Here is a 16,406-nt window from a genome sequence, read left to right on the forward strand (position 1 = left end):
TAGTCGGTTCATAAAATCAAGCGTACCGTGGGTAATTAATCAACGGTACGCCAAACCAACCAACATTTTTGGCCTTTTGTTTAACTTTTAAGCCTAGATTCGACTCCTTACTTACTAATCAACTCTTCAAAATCATCCCGAATATAAATAACATTTCTTCCCAGCTCTATCCATTTTTTCTTTTCAAGCTGCTTGAGTAGACGGGATATCACCTCACGGGAAGTGCCGAGTTCGTTGGCTATTTCCTGGTGGGTTGTATGGAGTTCGTTGGCCTTGAACTGCTTCATTTTGGTGACGATGTAGCTCATCAGCCTTTCGTCCATGCGTTTGAAGGCCACCGCATCCAAAGCAACAAGCATTTCCTGAAAACGCTGCTGATAGGTGCTGGACACAAAATCTTTCCATTGCTTGTATTCATCCATCCACTTTTCGTGAAGCTGAACCGGAATTCCCAAAATGGTAGTATTCTCTTCAGCCACTGCCTTGATTTCACTCGGTTTATGCGCACTGCAGCAAGTCAGAGAAAGGGCGCATGTTTCCCCCGGCTCGAGATAGTATAAAAATAATTCGCGTCCATCCTCATCGGTCCTCATCACTTTGATGGCCCCTTCCAAAACAATCGGCACGATTTTGATAAACTGCCCAGGCTCCATGATGGATTTTCCTTGCTCAAAAGTCATCAGTTTGCCTTCGGCATTCAAGGCTTCGAGCAATTGGGGGTCGGTGATAAGGGGAAGTCTTTCCTTCAATGAATCTAATTCCATTATTATATCGGGTTTAACTTTCAAAGAAAGGAGTTCATATACTCTAAGTTAGTGATAAATATCACATAAAACCGCTCAGCCACTTCCAAAAACCAAAACCATTTGAGTCTTTTATGCTTAATCTCTTATTAGCTATCACTTGCGCCTATGAGACTTTTTAAATGCCACAACTGCGAGCAACCGGTATATTTTGAAAACTTCAAATGTGCCAACTGCCAATCCGAAATAGGCTTCGATCCATTAAGCAGTAGGATGAAGTCCCTAAACCCTGCTGGTGAATTCTGGACCGATTCAACGAGTGGAGAATTATTTAAGAAATGCCAAAACCATCAGCATGGGGTGTGCAATTGGCTTATCCCAGCCGATAAACAGGATACATTTTGCACAGCCTGCTCTCTCAACCGTACCATTCCTAATCTCTCCAACCCTGAGCACCTAGAGCGATGGTCCACCATCGAAGTGGCAAAACACAGGTTGATCTATGCTTTGATCCGATGGGACATCCCTGTGATGAGCAAAGTGGAAGATAGAAATGTAGGGTTGGTTTTTGATTTCAAGTCCGATGAAGGAGTTCCGCCCGGTCAACGGGTATTGACAGGACATGCGGATGGGGTCATCACGATGAATATTTCCGAGGCCGATGATGTGGAAAGAGAAATGGCCAGAAATGAGATGGATGAAGTCTATCGCACGGTTTTGGGGCACTTTAGGCATGAGGTAGGCCATTATTATTGGGATAGGCTGGTTATGAATACTGAATATTTGGAGCCATTTCGTGAGCTGTTTGGAGATGAACGGGAAAGTTACCAGGGGGCTTTAGACTATCATTACCAAACAGGTCCTCCTGCTGATTGGCGAGAAAACTTCATAAGTTCTTACGCCACTATGCATCCCTGGGAGGATTGGGCTGAATCTTGGGCTCATTACCTCCACATTGTTGATACCCTGGATACGGCATATTCTTACGGATTGACCATTAGACCATTACTTGCTCCGGAACATCCTGTGCAATCCGGAAAAGTGGATTTTGACCCCTTCACCCAAACCGACTTCCAAGCCATCATCCGGAATTGGTTTCCACTTTCCCTTATGATAAATAGTCTTAACAGAAGCATGGGGGCTAGAGATGCGTATCCATTTGTTATCACGCCGATGGTGCAGAAGAAACTTAGGTTTGTGCATGAGGTGATACATGGTCGGAAGTTGAGTGTCGGATGATCGATGTCGAATGTTAAAGAGAGCGTAAAACTATAGACAATGAAAAACAACTATAAAATACCCAGTCGCACCACCATTGGCCACGTCCATTTAAAGGTATCTGATTTGCAACGGGCGATGGATTTCTATTGTGGTTTATTGGGTTTTGAACTGCAGCAGAAATATGGGGAGGATGCAGCTTTCATTTCGGCAGGCGGGTATCACCACCATATAGGGCTCAACGTGTGGTTTAGCAAAAATGCCTCAGCAGCACCCAAAAATGTACCTGGGCTTTTCCATACAGCCATTTTGTATCCCACACGTAAGGATTTGGCAGAGATTTATGTGAGGATCAAACAAGCCGGATACCCATTTACAGGTCTTGCGGATCATGGAGTATCGGAGGCCCTATACCTGGATGATCCCGACGGGAATGGTGTTGAATTATATTGGGACCGCCCCGTAGATAATTGGCCTAAATCAAGAGACGGCAACTTGGAAATGTATACAAGGGCTTTAAACCTGGATAGCCTTTTAAAAGAGGCTGAAACTTAACACAATCTTATAACAAATTGATAATCAGTATATATTTCAGTAAATTTACCTAATCACCAAATCAATGAAGAAATGGAAAAGGTAATCTATTGCAGAGACGTCGGTTTTGATTGTGATGGAGTGATCAAGGCCACAACTGAAGATGAAGCCTTGAAAATGGCTGCTCATCATGCGCAAACGGTTCATGGGGTTAAGGAAATCACCCCGGATATGGCGGCAAAAATCAAATCAGTGATGATGGAAAATCCTGAAGGCCACGTAATAACCTGATTTCCCAAATTCAAGAGATGAAAGGTTAAGGTAACCTTTCATCTTTTTTTATTCTTACCATATCAGTTTGGCTTTCAGATATATTGTGCTCTGGAAAAATAAATTGTAATTGACCTTTCCCTATTTTGATTTAATATATCTAAATTGATGCTGATAACAACCCAACTATTTGCACCAATGAAAAGATTTTTAATATTGGCGGCTTGCCTTATGACAAGCCTATCAACCTTTGCCCAAACTGAACCACAGATTAAAGGCGAAGTGACCGTCCACGAAACCGATAACAAGGGAAAGCATTTTTCCTACGTAATTGTCAATGAAGGGGAAGAAACCCTTGAAGGTGGGACTTACCGCATTTATCTGAAAGTAAACAAAAAGTACATCAGTTTTGACCGCACTACTTCGGACCTGGAGCCCGGGCAAGCCATCCGATATGAAAGCAATGAGATTTTTATGAAGGATGAAAAAACCGAGGAATTAAATTATTTATTGGAGTTGACCACCCGGAAGCCCAAGAAAAGACATACTTTGGAAGAAGGTTTGGTGAAATGGGACAACTAGAAGATCCATATAATCTAGTTCGCTTTGAAGAAGCTCAAAGTCAAAGTTTGAGTCTGGCAAAAATGGAGCTTTTCAAAGGGAGGAAAACATCTCACTGGATGTGGTATATTTTTCCGCAATTGAGCCATTTGGGGTATAGCGACACAGCCAAATATTACGGCATTAAAAACTTGGAAGAAGCAAAGGCGTATTTTGCGCATCCTGTATTGGGCAAGAACCTGTTGGACTGCTGTAACATATTGCTCCAGCATAACGAAAAATCCGCTTTGGCTATATTGGGTTCGCCGGATAACCTTAAGTTGAAATCATGCGCAACCCTTTTTCTGGAAACTTCTCATGAACCTGTTTTCAAGAAAATCCTAGATGAGTTTTTTGAAGGGAAATCAGATCAAAAAACTTTACAATTTTTAAAATAAAAATTGGCAGCAAGTAACTTCTTAGGTTTTCAATTTTGACTTATTTTAGGTAAATTGCTTAAAGCATTATTTTTATAATTCACTTCAATTTTTCAACTATGAAGACAGCCAAAGTTTTTGTTGACCCGGCTACCCGTATCAATTACAGCACCTATTATTTACTTGGACTATATGATTATTTTGGAAGAAAGTATGTGAATTTTAAAAGAAGTCCCTTTCATACTCTTTATCAAAGCCGGGACAAAAGCGACAATGGCGATTATTTTAATTATATGGCATTTGTTGTAAATACAGCTGGCAAGACAATAAAATATATCATAGACTTTAGAGACAGCCCTGAAATATATGAACATGCTTATCAATGGTGCGATGTATATGCCAAAATTAATATAAATCTGGAAGTCCTAGGGGATCGTAAAGATTTTAACAAATTGATATCGATTGGCCCCGGCTTCAGTATCCGGATTTGGGGAAAATGGAAGACATATTGGACCTGCTTTCAAAATCTCTGGAAGCTGCGGTTCCGAACTGGAATATATTGGAAGACCTTTGTGAGAACTTATGAGAACCAGTTGGAAAAATCTTATCTCAACCAATTTGTGGGGCTCAAGAAAAGTTCACAAGGAAGTAGAAAGCCTTATATCTTCACCATTGCCACCCTTTGGGAACACGCTAACTGTCAAATGGGCACCAATCATTTAAGAAAAGAATTCATGAAAATCTGCAAGAAAAGCCCCTTATGTAAATTTGAGGGGGGATTCTTCTTTTACAAAAAATTCAAGGGTGTGAAGGATTTCAAGGATTTGGAAGTCAAAAAATTCACACCTCATGAAGAGTTCTTGAGGAAAACCCACGACTCAGCATTAGTCTTCAACACCCCCTCAGTCTTCAATTGCCACGGATGGAAGCTGGGTGAATACTTTGCCATGGGAAAAGCTATGATTTCCTCACCTATCGTCAATAAATTACCTGAGAAATTGGTCCATGGGGAAAATGTTCATTTCATTGAGGACATCAGTGAAATGGAGGATGCCTTAAATTACATGCTGAGCAACGAAGCTTACCGAAAGAAATTGGAAATCGGGGCCCGAAAGTACTATAACGACCATATAGCACCCATCAGAGCCATCTGTAGCATCATAAATCGTAGTCATCCAGTAAGAGTAACGCATAGGTTCTCAGAAGTCTTAGCCGGATAAGTTGATTTTTCAACACTCTGTATATCAATAGTTCCAACTCTAATTAAAGGCGTAAAAATTAAAGAAAATTAACATTATAATATCAGTTCCATTTCCATATATTTGCGCGCTTAATTTTATGGAAATATGAAAAAACTCATCCTAGCTTTGGGATTGATTTTCCCCCTTGTAGCCTTTGCGCAAACAGAGCGGGACAGTGTACGTCAGGAAAACCTGATGCTTGATAGCCTTTTTATTCAGGAGGTGGAGAATGTAAGGGGAGAAAAGCCAAAGGTCCTTCATGCCGAGCCCTTGTATATTGACTTGATCCGTGACTTGGGGGCCAGAAAAGGCGAGAAAGAGTGGAACGTGGGGATGGGTATGAAGGCTGGTCGGCATTACAATGAGTTTGAAACCCTGATCGAGTACGAATGGGCCCCGATAGACCGATTGGGTTTTGAGATCGAGCTACCTGTCACCATGTACAGCCAACCAATTAGTATGGCCAATTCTGATGTAAGTAAGCCATCAAATAGATTGGAAAGCTTAAAGCTGGCTACTCAGTGGTCTTTTCTGGTTTCAGAGAAGCACAACACTACTTTGGCACTTGGCTATATTCATGAGTTTGAATTAACCGACTTGAACAGGATGGGCCAAGAAAAAGCCTATCAGGGCAACATCTACAACCCATTTTTTGTGGCAGCAAAAAGATGGGGCAGAAATTACCATACCCTGATCTATACAGGTCCCAAGTTTATACAGGAATTTCACCACAAGGGAAGCCACCAGATATTTGAAATCAACACCAACTTCCATTATATGATTACCGGTACCAGAAATTTTATCGGTTTGGAGGTCAACAAGGAGATTGTCAACAACAAGCTGCTGACCGTGATGCGTCCACAGATGAGGGTAGCCTTGGCAGAAAACCTTATGGTAGGCATTGTATCTGGTATCCCCATTAATACAGAAGTTCAGGGATTGAGCTCTTTTGTAAGGATCATCTACGAACCCGGATTTAAGACTATGCATTAAAAAAAGGCTTCCAAACGGAAGCCTTTTTCTTTGTCCTTTTTAAATAGAAATCATCTAATTACCATCTGATTTCCTACCCGCTTTTGCAGCTTTTTTCACTTGCTTATCAGCTCTGATTCGAGATTTTTGGGCCTTTTTTTCCATGTTTGCAGACCTCCTGGCTTGTTTATGAGCCATTTTGGCATCCCTGTTAGCTTTCTTAGCAACCCTCTCCTTTTTCTTGTAATCTTTGCTCAAGGCATTGGCATCATCCTGTCTCCCTTGATTCTCTCTATCCAAGACATCAGCCCTATTTTGATTCTGCTTTTCTTGGGCCTTCACTTCTTTTTTACTCAGAGGTTTGGTCGTCTGAGCAAGGGCGTGTTGGCCGGCAAAAAGAAATCCTGCCAACATTACCATCGATAAAACATTTTTAATATTCATATTTATATCTGTTCTTGGAGGCTTTTGACCTCCTCTCTTTTTGAACTTGAAACTGGCCTACCCATTTTCTTAAGAAAATTAGAGTGTGACCTTAAAGCGGTAAAAAATGTTTCATTCTCATGGTAAGGCAAATTATGTTCCAAAGCCGTCTCTTTTACAATATCCGATATGGCCGGATAATGTATATGACAAATTTTAGGAAATAAGTGGTGCTCTACTTGGCAATTAAGCCCTCCACAAAGAAATGTTGCCAATTTACTTTTTCGAGAAAAGTTTGCTGTGGTCCTCATTTGATGCTCAGCCCATGCCTCCTCAATATTCTCATTTTCCTCAGGTTGTGGAAATGAAGTCTGCTCCACGAGGTGAGCCAATTGAAACACCAATCCCAACACAAGGCCTTCAGCAAAATTTAATGCCAAGAATCCAATTAAATATTGCCACCAAGTAATATCCATCACTACCAAAGGAAGAATGATGAACAAGGTGTAATAAAGCAGTTTGTAAAAAAACAGGTTGAAGTATTCGATTTTTGGATGGTTATTTTCATGCTGTCCTATTTTTTTCTGAAAAAACTTAACGTAGTCCTTTCTGAAAAACCAAGATATGGAAGCCAATGCATATAAGAAAAAAGCATAGATATGCTGGTATCTATAAATAGGCTTATATTCCTCCTTCGGAGAGACTCTTACCATGCCTGGGGCCACTTCCAAGTCCCCATCATGATCCACAATATTGGTGTAGGTATGGTGGATTTTATTGTGTGTGATATTCCATATATATACGTTGGCACCAATGATATTAAAAAAGAATCCCAAGGATTTATTTACCCAAGATTTGGAAGAATAGGAGCCGTGTAGTGCATCATGACAGATATTAAAACCAATGAAGGCCATGTTCATTCCCAAGGCTATAGCTAAAATAAATGTGATATAAAGAGGAAAAACCTGCAATAAAATCAACAGGTATAATGCTACAAAAGATACTATATAGAACACCGTTTTGGCGATCATAGACGTATTGGCTCTCTTTGATATTCCGTTGGACTCAAAATATTGATCGACCCTTTTACGGACTGCTAGAAAAAAACTTGAATTATTTGAATCAATAAATTTAAGGGGAGACTGCATATTTTAAAGATTGTGTACTTTAGAACAAAATTTCACTAATAATCATTACACATCACAAGACATTCTAATGATTAAAGTTTTTCAAGATATTTTTTTGAACCGTAATTCTACACTTTAAAATTAATAAAAAGAAAATTTATTATTGATCAAAATGCCTAAAATTGGTAACTTCAATGGATAAATATTCAAACTAATTTATCATGAAGAAGCGCCTAATTCTCCTTATAGATTTTTCCAAATTCTCCGAGCCATTGGTAAAGCTCGCAGGTTTGCTTGCCGAGCAACTTGACGCCAAGATCACTTTAGTCCATCAGATCCCAAGTTTAGTGCCATCACTTTCCGACTTGGAAAGTAGAGAGGTGCTCATCAGCCATGAAAAAGAAACTGCAACCTCAAAATTGCTGGATCTTATGAAAGTAGCAGGATTACCTGAGGAGGACGTATCCATATTGGTGACTGAAAAACACCTACCCCAGATCATAAATGAAAGATCGGTGATGGGGCATGATGATATAGTAATGCTTGGTCTCAAGGGATCAGGTTTTTTAAAAAAACTACTGATAGGAAGCACTGCAACAAAAATAATAGATGAGACTAACAAACCCATCATGGCAATACCGTCAACGCTTACCTCATTTGAACCTTCTAAGTTTGTAGTAGCCGTAAGCTATAGATTTCCCATAAATGAAGAAAGTTTGCTTCATTTACTTGAAACCTTCCGAAACTTCAAAGTCAAATTAGAATTTCTAACTGTGATCACTCAGCATGATGACAAGGATAGCAGCTATGCATACTTACTTATTCTTGAGAATAAATTTTCGGAATGGGGGGCCACCTACAAAATTTATCAGGGCACAGATGCATTTTCCGAAATTAAAACTCATATCCAAACCCTTCCTAATTCCTATTTAGTAGCCCAAAAAGGCAGTAGAACCTTAAACGATCAGCTTTTTCGCAAATTCATGCTTAATGATTTAATTCACGACGGTTCCATGCCACTATTGATTCTCCCCAAATGATCTGGCTTTCATCTTTAGCAGAAAACCCCTTCTACGAGTTTGCCATTATTTTATTTTTGGCCGCTGTGATGGGTGGGCTTGGTCAGTTGCTCAAGCAACCCTTGATTGTGATGTTCATTGCCTTAGGTATTTTAGTAGGGCCTGCATTTCTTAATGTCGTAAAATCGGAAGACAATATCCACCTACTCGCAGAAATTGGGATTGTCATCCTGCTGTTTATTGTAGGACTAAAGCTTGATCTCCGCATTATCAATTCTATAGGTAAAATTGCTTTACTAACCGGCTTGGGACAAGTTTTATTCACTTCCCTTATCGGATTTTTCATTGGGTTGGCATTGGACTTCACGTACCTGCACAGCTTTTATATTGCCGTAGCACTGACATTTTCCAGTACTATTATCATTGTAAAACTACTATCGGACAAAAAAGAAATCGACTCCCTCCACGGCCAGATAGCCATAGGCTTTTTGATCGTACAGGACATTGTAGTGATTTTAGTGATGATTGTGCTTTCGGCGATGGGTCAAAGCGAAGGTGAATCTTTCTGGGATGACATGGGCCAGACCTTATTCGCTGGCGCTGTTTTGGGCTTATTGACATTTATCGCGATGAAATTCGTCATCCCTCGGTTGAGTATGTTTCTAGCAAAGTCTCAAGAGCTTTTAACCTTGTTTGCTATCGCATGGGCGCTAGCCATGGCCGCCCTCGGCGATGTAATGGGCTTCAGCGGGGAAGTAGGTGCTTTCTTGGCCGGGGTAAGCTTGGCTTCCTCCCAATTTAAGGATGTGATCAGCAGTCGACTTATCAGCTTACGGGATTTCCTGCTCCTTTTCTTTTTTGTAAACCTGGGAGCAAACCTCGACCTGGGAATTATCGGAAATCAGATACCTTCATCGATGATATTTTCTGTATTCGTGTTGGTGGGAAACCCCATTATCGTTTTGGTAATCATGGGGGCTATGGGATATAGGAAAAGAACCGGCTTCCTGGCAGGGCTTACCGTGGCTCAAATCAGTGAATTCTCCCTGATATTTGCCGGATTGGGCTTATCAGTGGGCCACATTACAGAGGACGTGGTAGGATTGATCACCTTGGTAGGCTTGATCACAATTGGACTTTCCACTTATTTGATCATTTATAGCCATCCAATATATGACTTTATCGCCCCTGCTTTGAGCATTTTTGAAAGAAAGCATCCATACAGGGAGGCAGAGTTTGAAGAAGAAATCCATGCCCGCTACGATTTGATCATTTTTGGATTAGGTAGATTTGGGTCAAAAGTAGCCGAACTATTGGATCAGTACCAGGACATCAAGTACCTGGCAATCGATTTTGACCCCCAGGTGGTCAAGGAATGGCGAAAAAAAGGGGACCATGTGATCTATGGGGACATTGAAGATCCGGACCTGATGGATTCACTACCCCTGGGCGCTGCCAAATGCGTCATCAGCACCGTTCCCAATACAGAACTTTCAATAAATCTCATCCATGCCTTAAGAAGACATAAATATCAGGGCAAAGTATATGTGACTGCCATGCACGAAAAAGACGTGGGCATTCTGCAAGCCGAAAAGCCGGATGTGGTCTTGCTCCCTCATCAGTTGGCAGCCAACACCTTCTACCATGCCCTAATGGAGGAAGTCAAAGCCTAATCAAGTCTCTAAAACTTCCTGTTTTGAGCGAAATTTCCATAACTCTACAGCCTGACCAAGGTTTTCCAGGGAAGTGGAAGCCTGCCTTATGACATTTGCTAAAGTGGAAACCGGAAATAATTCTTGCCTGTTCTTGCGGAGTTCGACATGAAGGAAGGTATTGATTTCTTTAAGGAAAAGTTCGTTCCCGTAGCGCCAAGTATTTAGGCTGTTGTAAGTCAAGGAATCTTTAGCCAAGCTTGCCTCGAGGTCTATCAAACTCTTTTTAAGCTGATTTCTAAGTTTTTTCAAAATCTCAGAAGTTAGTGCATCTTCCGAGTTTTCCATTTGCCGAAGATTATGCTGAATGTCCTTGATATCTTTGGCAGCAAAAATCATAGATCGCATCCCCAGCATCAAATTGGTCAGTGATTCTGCCTCCTCTTCGCTCAGCACTTCCTCCTGAAGGGAAACATGGTAAGCAGTAAGTTCATCCTCAATCTCCTTGAGTTGATTATAATTTTCAATTGGATCCTTTACCTCCCCCACTATCCTTCTCCACGTAGGCATTTTACGAAGATTTTTCCCAGCCTGAAAAGTACCTATGATGAAATTAACAGTTTTTTCAAAAGTAGCGGCCACCTCCTTTTCCACAGCCGACACGGCCACTTCTGGCACTTTGGTAGATACGTTTTTAATGTAAAGGGTTTGCCCTCTAGGTTCAGATTTTGAAAAACGCTGCTTGAGCCATTTCTCCAAGATTCCCAAAAATGGCAAAAACAAAAGTACCCCAAGCACCTTGATTAAAGTGCTAAAGATCACCAAATCAATCAATGGATCCTGCACTGGGAATAGCCTCAAAGTCAAGTTTACCAGGTTTTCTATGAAGGCATAAATCAAGATACCTGTTACAAGGTTGAAAAGAAGGTGGGCCAAAGCCAGGCGTTTTTTGTCTGCCGCCCCACCCATGGCACCGATAGCCACGGTAATAGTCGTGCCGATATTGGCCCCTACGACCATGGCAGCAGCTTGAGTAAGGGTAACGACATCTGCATGGACACCTGAAAGGATGATTACCATCATGGCCGAACTCGATTGGATCAGGGCTGTAACGACAATCCCAATCCCCAAAAACATCCAAAGTCCATATTGCTGATATTGCTTAAAATCTATTTGGGTGGCCACTTCTTCGATGGCCACTTTCATAAAGTCCAATCCCAAAAATAGCAGTCCGAACCCTATACAACAATAGCCGATGTTTTTCAATACGGGACGTTGTTGCAGAAATATCACTGAAAGGCTTCCTAAACCAAGAAATGGCAAGGAAAAATCGGCTACGCTAAGCTTAAATCCCAATGTGGCCACTATCCAGGCAGTGATGGTAGTCCCCAAATTTGCACCAAGAATTACACCCAATGAACTGCGAAGATTGATTACTCTTGCTCCTAAAAAAGCCAATACCATCAAAGTCACCAGAGAGCTGCTCTGCAAAACGGCAGTAATCAAACCTCCAACCAACACTCCTTTCCAGGGCTGGTCGGTTAGGCTTTGCAACATTTTACGGAATGATTTCCCGGCCAGTTCCTTCAGGGCTGTTTCCAACTGGCTCATACCAAAAAGAAACACCCCTATACCGGCTAAAAACCGCCAAAAATCAAAATTTGGTTCTTCCATTAATTTCGTACAGCTAGTAAGCAAATATAAGTAAAGCCTACCGGAATAGAGGAGTATTTTCTTTAGGAATGGTCTTAGCGTATTTTATAAACCCTCCTCCAAAGCTTGAACCCCTCTACCCAAATCACTGAGAAAAATCCAACAACAAAGGCTTGTATTAGAATTGTGGAGTTAATCGGAGCAAAGTCAAATACATCTCTCATAGGTTCGAAAAACAATGCTGCTCCTAATACTAAAAGAGAGGCTGTGAGAATCAGGGGCATTAGTCTATTAGGATAAGACATGGTTTTTAGAATGGAATAGTAAAATGACCTATTTGTCAAAGTCAAAAAAACGTTACTGAAGATTAAGGTGGAAAAAATCACCGTTCGAACAAGATTTTCACTCGCTCCAGCTTCCATGTAATAATAGCCAATTCCCAAACACCCTCCTGTGATGATTAAACCTTGCACGATACTAATTGACAATTCCCTGAGGGAAAAGAATGTATTGGTCATTTGTCTGGGCGGTCGATCCATGGAACCGGGTTCTATGGGTTCATTTTCAAAAACTATAGAGCAAGTAGGCCCCATTACCAGTTCCAAAAATATTACGTGAATAGGTGAGAAAATGGCGGTATACTCCCAGAATAAAACCAAAGGCAGGGTTACTATTAGGATAATAGGGATGTGAATAGAAATAATGTATTGTATGGCTTTTTTGAGATTTTCATATATCCGCCGGCCAAGAGCCACCGCATCTACCATATGATCCAAATCATCATCCATCAAAACCAAAGCTGCTGCTTTCTTGGCAATCTCCGTCCCTCTCAATCCCATTGCAATTCCGATGTGAGCTGCTTTTAAAGCAGGGCCGTCATTGACCCCGTCTCCGGTCATGGCCACAATCTCACCGTTAGCTTTTAAGGCTTCGATGACTTTCATTTTGGCCTGGGGGAACATCCTGGAGAAAAGTTTGGTATGCCGAACTGTTTTGCGAAGTTCAAGAGGATGCATTTGCATTACCTCAGAACCCTGCAGGGTCGATTCATGGTTTTTCATCCCTATCTGTTGGGAAATAGCTTGAGCGGTTTTTGAATAATCCCCGGTAATCATTTTGACCTCTATCCCAGCTTGATAAAATTTGGAAATAACCTCAGAAATATTGCTCTTCGGGGGATCATAAAAGCAGACCAAACCCAGAAACTCAAATTCAAACTCGAACTGGGTCTCCGGATAAGCACCAGCCCATTCCGAGACTTTGCCCACTCCCAATACTCTGTACCCTTTTTGAGTGTAATTATCTACTTTTTTCATGACGCTTTCCTTTTCAGAAAATGTCAAATTGCATTGCCTAAGAACTCCCTCTGCGCTGCCTTTGACAGCTATGATATCATCATTCCTTCCATTTCGGAACACATGGGTCATGATGGGAGGTGTGCCTCCAAGTGGGTATTCATGCACCATCCTATGGGTACTTCTCATATCCACTTGTGTCACTTTGCCGTAGGTTTCATGAATGGCTTTTTCCATAGAATCAAAAGGCAGCACCTCTGAGGCCCAAAGACTATATTCCAACACCTCATTAGGTTCGCCAGGGCTGTCCGAATAATCATAGTGCCTCTGGACGGAGTGTTCATAGATGGCTGCCAGCTCCATTTTGTTTTCAGTCAAGGTGCCAGTTTTATCCACACAAATGACGGTAGCCGCTCCAAGAGTTTCGACGGTATAGGGGCTTCGAGTGATGATCTGCTTTTTGTAGAGACGGTAGGCTCCCAAAGCCATGAATGTACTGAAGGCAACGGGAATCTCCTCCGGCAGTACCGACATGGCAAGTGTCAACCCTTGCAAAAGGCTGTCCCAGATGTTTTTGGACAGATAGTAATTCACACCCCAAACTATAAAAAAAGCGACTGCTCCAATTGCGGCCATTCCTGTTACAAACCTTGAAATCTGAAGCTGCAAAGGTGTCTTACTAACTTCGATTTCCCTCAGACTTATGCCTAGTTTATTCAAGGTGGTGTTTTTCCCGACTGATGAAACCCTAGTCACACAACTACCACCTAAAACCAAGGTTCCCTGATAAACCATTTGCTCTTTATGGTTGGCAGATTTTAAAACCGGGAAGGACTCCCCTGTCAATATACTTTCATTAACTGTGAAATCATGGGGTTCTACCACCACAGCATCTGCGGGTATCAGATCTCCGTCCTCCACCAACATGAGGTCATTTACCACCAGTTGCTCACTGGGAATGGTGCTCAGTTCCCCGTCACGAAAAACTTTTGCCTGAGGGCTGCTGATTTTTTTGAGGGCGTCTATAGCGTTCTGGCTTTTCCTTTCCTGAAAAAGTGAGATACCTGAAACCAAACCTATGGCAATAAGCATGATAACCCCTTCCTGATATTCCCCAAGAAAAAAATAAATGGATGCAGCTGCCAATAGGATTAGGAAAATGGGTTCCAATATCACTTCCTTGAGAATCGCCAACCCACGCCAACTGGTTTCTTTTGGCATCAAGTTGGCACCATGTTTTTCTCGACTGGTCAAAACCTCCGAAGCATTCAATCCGGTAAAACGATGGTTCTTTTTCATTTCCTGAATAATTTACCGCTTATTTTTTGCATAAAAAATGAGTCTGAACAACTCCTACGCTTTTTAAATTTAGTTTAAATAGACTTAATATTTTATCCATGAAAACCAACCTGATTTTTATCTGGGAAATGATCAAGACCAGCTTTTGGTTTATACCAGTAATAATTGTGAGTTCGGCGATTGCCTTGGCATTTTTCCTGATCCATGTGGACAGTAGTTATAGCATGGAGCCCATTGGACTGTTTGATTATCTGATCACAGAGGATGTTGACTCTGCTCGGGCAATCCTAACCACCATTGCGGGGGCTATGCTTAATGTAACCAGTATTGTATTTTCTATTACTTTGGTAGCCTTAACACTCGCCTCTTCTGAATATGGGTCGAGGATGTTGAGGAATTTCATGAATGACAGGTTGAATCAGACAGTACTTGGGACCTATATTGCTACATTCATGTTCTGCCTTCTTATTCTGAGAGTGGTGAGAGAAGGGGATGGGTCCACCGATGAGTTTATTCCCAATATCTCTATTATGGTCACTTTGATCATTGCATTAGCCAACATATTTCTGCTAATAATCTATATCCACCATATAGCCGTAATTATTCAAGCAGATAATATCATTTCAGATGTAAGTGACAAGTTGAACAAAAGCATTGAGAATATATTTCCAACCAAAATCGGAAAGGAAAATAAAGAGCAAGCAGACAACTTTCTGGATGAATACATCCGTAAAATCCCCTACAAAAACTATGTTTTCGCCCAAGAAAGCGGCTACCTACAACTTATAAATGGGAATGACCTGATTAAATTCGCCACGAAAAAGGACTTAATATTAGTAATCCATTTTCGGCCTGGAGACTTGATAGTGAAAGGAAGTGAACTTGTGCAGGTGCACTCCTCTGGGGTATTAGAGGAGGAAGACGCTGAAGTTGTACGTAAATCATTTGTAATAAGCCATGCTCGGACTCCCACTCAAGACTCCCAATTTGCAATTCACCAACTTGTGGAAGTCATCGCACGGGCTTTGTCCCCTGGAATCAATGATCCATTTACCGCAATTACTGCCTTGGATAAGTTGGTTTCCAACATCAGTGAACTGGCAGACAAAAAATTCCCGTCACCATACCGATTTGACGAGGGTAACCATTTGAGATTGGTGGTAAAATGCCTAAATTTTGCGGGGATAGTCGATGCGGCCTTTAATCAAGTGAGACAATACGGAAAAGATAATCCTGCAGTACTTATCCGACTGATGGAGGGCTTGAGTATAGTGAATCAATTTATTAAAACAAAAGATCGAGAAACGATCATTTTAAAGCATGCTCACATGACAATGCGGGCCGGAGAAGGAAGCTTTACAGAAGCCGAAGACCTGAAGGACCTTCGGGGAAGGTATAACCGAGTACTTGGACAGCCTCCTCATGACCTTACCGAGGACAATTGAAATTGCTTATGTTTAAATATAAGCAGTTAGTTTGAATTTAGTTTTCTACTGATTAATTTTCCAAAAAATAATCCATTCTATAAAAGCAATGCTTTCCCTTACCAACCCAGAGAAACAAAAAATCGCCGGATATCTTATCAAAGGCTTGATTTGTTTCTACGAAATCAAAACCAAGAAAATCTATTCCTTGCCAGATGATGAGGACCATTTCAGTTATGACCTTACCCCTGAAGAGGAAGATATTTTGGACGAAATCGAAGACAATCCAGATAATTACGTGGAGTTTGTCAAAATGGAACCCTACCATGAAAGTCTGATCATGGAGGAATTTGCCGACCGGCAAGTCAAGGAGCGATCCATGCAGGAAGACCTCTTCAATGCTTTGGCAAAACCAAAAGCTACTTCGAGTTTCCGTGTAGTGGTTGAAAGTTCTCAGCAATACAAGGCCAAGTGGAACGAATACTTACTTTCCAAATATTTGGACTGGGTGCAGGAACAACTAGACAGCCACAACATAATGGAAAATTAAAAAACCCTT

At 41.3% G+C, this 16,406-nt stretch carries 16 protein-coding genes; 11 read left to right on the plus strand and 5 right to left on the minus strand.

Going from position 1 to position 16,406, the window contains the following annotated elements:
* Nucleotides 1–107: 107 nt before the first annotated feature.
* The gene (locus tag FPL27_RS17400) at nt 108–764 is read right to left on the minus strand and encodes a Crp/Fnr family transcriptional regulator (protein WP_143962501.1); all 657 of its coding nucleotides are present in this window, start codon (nt 762–764) and stop codon (nt 108–110) included.
* Between the two features lie 147 nt (nt 765–911).
* Here FPL27_RS17400 and FPL27_RS17405 point away from each other — a divergent pair, with 147 nt between their 5' ends.
* From FPL27_RS17405 to FPL27_RS17435, 7 genes are all read left to right on the plus strand, one after another.
* Entirely contained in the window at nt 912–1,982 is a 1,071-nt protein-coding gene (locus FPL27_RS17405; protein ID WP_143962502.1) for a zinc-binding metallopeptidase family protein, read from the plus strand.
* A gap of 39 nt (nt 1,983–2,021) precedes the next feature.
* A complete protein-coding gene (locus FPL27_RS17410) occupies nt 2,022–2,516 on the plus strand; it encodes a VOC family protein (protein WP_143962503.1) in 495 nt (164 codons plus the stop codon).
* A gap of 72 nt (nt 2,517–2,588) precedes the next feature.
* Nucleotides 2,589–2,786: a DUF1059 domain-containing protein gene (locus FPL27_RS17415; RefSeq protein ID WP_143962504.1), complete on the plus strand. Its 198-nt coding sequence runs from the start codon at nt 2,589–2,591 to the stop codon at nt 2,784–2,786.
* 177 nt (nt 2,787–2,963) lie between these two features.
* Nucleotides 2,964–3,347 carry a hypothetical protein gene (locus FPL27_RS17420; protein ID WP_143962505.1) on the plus strand — a complete coding sequence of 128 codons (384 nt, stop codon included), beginning with the start codon at nt 2,964–2,966 and terminating at the stop codon, nt 3,345–3,347.
* Nucleotides 3,335–3,763, plus strand: a complete 429-nt coding sequence (locus tag FPL27_RS17425; RefSeq protein WP_143962506.1) for a DUF1810 domain-containing protein — start codon at nt 3,335–3,337, stop codon at nt 3,761–3,763. The genes FPL27_RS17420 and FPL27_RS17425 overlap by 13 nt, the downstream gene beginning before the upstream one ends.
* Before the next feature lie 98 nt (nt 3,764–3,861).
* A complete protein-coding gene (locus FPL27_RS17430; RefSeq protein WP_143962507.1) occupies nt 3,862–4,962 on the plus strand; it encodes a glycosyltransferase in 1,101 nt (366 codons plus the stop codon).
* A gap of 126 nt (nt 4,963–5,088) precedes the next feature.
* Nucleotides 5,089–5,976, plus strand: a complete 888-nt coding sequence (locus FPL27_RS17435; protein ID WP_143962508.1) for an HAEPLYID family protein — start codon at nt 5,089–5,091, stop codon at nt 5,974–5,976.
* A gap of 54 nt (nt 5,977–6,030) precedes the next feature.
* Here the strand turns inward: FPL27_RS17435 and FPL27_RS17440 are convergent, their stop codons facing one another.
* Together FPL27_RS17440 and FPL27_RS17445 are read right to left on the minus strand one after the other, a co-directional pair.
* Nucleotides 6,031–6,399 carry a hypothetical protein gene (locus tag FPL27_RS17440; protein WP_143962509.1) on the minus strand — a complete coding sequence of 123 codons (369 nt, stop codon included), beginning with the start codon at nt 6,397–6,399 and terminating at the stop codon, nt 6,031–6,033.
* A gap of 2 nt (nt 6,400–6,401) precedes the next feature.
* Entirely contained in the window at nt 6,402–7,526 is a 1,125-nt protein-coding gene (locus FPL27_RS17445) for a fatty acid desaturase family protein (protein WP_143962510.1), read from the minus strand.
* Between the two features lie 200 nt (nt 7,527–7,726).
* On the opposite strand from FPL27_RS17445, the gene FPL27_RS17450 reads away from it, so the two are divergent.
* Both FPL27_RS17450 and FPL27_RS17455 read left to right on the plus strand, forming a co-directional pair.
* On the plus strand, nt 7,727–8,545 hold the full coding sequence (locus FPL27_RS17450; RefSeq protein WP_143962511.1) for a universal stress protein: 819 nt from the start codon (nt 7,727–7,729) through the stop codon (nt 8,543–8,545).
* Nucleotides 8,542–10,197 carry a cation:proton antiporter gene (locus tag FPL27_RS17455; RefSeq protein WP_143962512.1) on the plus strand — a complete coding sequence of 552 codons (1,656 nt, stop codon included), beginning with the start codon at nt 8,542–8,544 and terminating at the stop codon, nt 10,195–10,197. The genes FPL27_RS17450 and FPL27_RS17455 overlap by 4 nt, the downstream gene beginning before the upstream one ends.
* Here the strand turns inward: FPL27_RS17455 and FPL27_RS17460 are convergent, their stop codons facing one another.
* Both FPL27_RS17460 and FPL27_RS17465 read right to left on the minus strand, forming a co-directional pair.
* Nucleotides 10,198–11,850, minus strand: a complete 1,653-nt coding sequence (locus tag FPL27_RS17460; protein WP_143962513.1) for a Na/Pi cotransporter family protein — start codon at nt 11,848–11,850, stop codon at nt 10,198–10,200. It abuts the gene before it with no gap.
* Nucleotides 11,851–11,924: 74 nt separating this feature from the next.
* Nucleotides 11,925–14,423, minus strand: coding sequence for a cation-translocating P-type ATPase (locus FPL27_RS17465; protein WP_143962514.1), 2,499 nt, complete (start codon nt 14,421–14,423; stop codon nt 11,925–11,927).
* 98 nt (nt 14,424–14,521) lie between these two features.
* On the opposite strand from FPL27_RS17465, the gene FPL27_RS17470 reads away from it, so the two are divergent.
* Complete coding sequence (locus FPL27_RS17470; RefSeq protein WP_143962515.1) at nt 14,522–15,868, plus strand: DUF2254 domain-containing protein; 1,347 nt, start codon at nt 14,522–14,524, stop codon at nt 15,866–15,868.
* An 88-nt stretch (nt 15,869–15,956) separates the two neighbouring features.
* Nucleotides 15,957–16,397: a UPF0158 family protein gene (locus FPL27_RS17475; protein ID WP_143962516.1), complete on the plus strand. Its 441-nt coding sequence runs from the start codon at nt 15,957–15,959 to the stop codon at nt 16,395–16,397.
* The last annotated feature ends 9 nt before the right edge of the window (nt 16,398–16,406 follow it).

Source organism: Litoribacter populi (genome assembly GCF_007483685.1).
GTDB classification, from domain to species: domain Bacteria; phylum Bacteroidota; class Bacteroidia; order Cytophagales; family Cyclobacteriaceae; genus Litoribacter; species Litoribacter populi.

Excerpts from the sequence above, each read along its gene's own strand:
- FPL27_RS17400 (WP_143962501.1), bottom strand. The coding sequence starts at position 764 with ATGGAATTAGATTCATTGAAGGAAAGACTTCCCCTTATCACCGACCCC.
- FPL27_RS17405 (WP_143962502.1), top strand. The coding sequence starts at position 912 with ATGAGACTTTTTAAATGCCACAACTGCGAGCAACCGGTATATTTTGAA.
- FPL27_RS17410 (WP_143962503.1), top strand. The coding sequence starts at position 2,022 with ATGAAAAACAACTATAAAATACCCAGTCGCACCACCATTGGCCACGTC.
- FPL27_RS17415 (WP_143962504.1), top strand. The coding sequence starts at position 2,589 with ATGGAAAAGGTAATCTATTGCAGAGACGTCGGTTTTGATTGTGATGGA.
- FPL27_RS17420 (WP_143962505.1), top strand. The coding sequence starts at position 2,964 with ATGAAAAGATTTTTAATATTGGCGGCTTGCCTTATGACAAGCCTATCA.
- FPL27_RS17425 (WP_143962506.1), top strand. The coding sequence starts at position 3,335 with ATGGGACAACTAGAAGATCCATATAATCTAGTTCGCTTTGAAGAAGCT.
- FPL27_RS17430 (WP_143962507.1), top strand. The coding sequence starts at position 3,862 with ATGAAGACAGCCAAAGTTTTTGTTGACCCGGCTACCCGTATCAATTAC.
- FPL27_RS17435 (WP_143962508.1), top strand. The coding sequence starts at position 5,089 with ATGAAAAAACTCATCCTAGCTTTGGGATTGATTTTCCCCCTTGTAGCC.
- FPL27_RS17440 (WP_143962509.1), bottom strand. The coding sequence starts at position 6,399 with ATGAATATTAAAAATGTTTTATCGATGGTAATGTTGGCAGGATTTCTT.
- FPL27_RS17445 (WP_143962510.1), bottom strand. The coding sequence starts at position 7,526 with ATGCAGTCTCCCCTTAAATTTATTGATTCAAATAATTCAAGTTTTTTT.
- FPL27_RS17450 (WP_143962511.1), top strand. The coding sequence starts at position 7,727 with ATGAAGAAGCGCCTAATTCTCCTTATAGATTTTTCCAAATTCTCCGAG.
- FPL27_RS17455 (WP_143962512.1), top strand. The coding sequence starts at position 8,542 with ATGATCTGGCTTTCATCTTTAGCAGAAAACCCCTTCTACGAGTTTGCC.
- FPL27_RS17460 (WP_143962513.1), bottom strand. The coding sequence starts at position 11,850 with ATGGAAGAACCAAATTTTGATTTTTGGCGGTTTTTAGCCGGTATAGGG.
- FPL27_RS17465 (WP_143962514.1), bottom strand. The coding sequence starts at position 14,423 with ATGAAAAAGAACCATCGTTTTACCGGATTGAATGCTTCGGAGGTTTTG.
- FPL27_RS17470 (WP_143962515.1), top strand. The coding sequence starts at position 14,522 with ATGAAAACCAACCTGATTTTTATCTGGGAAATGATCAAGACCAGCTTT.
- FPL27_RS17475 (WP_143962516.1), top strand. The coding sequence starts at position 15,957 with ATGCTTTCCCTTACCAACCCAGAGAAACAAAAAATCGCCGGATATCTT.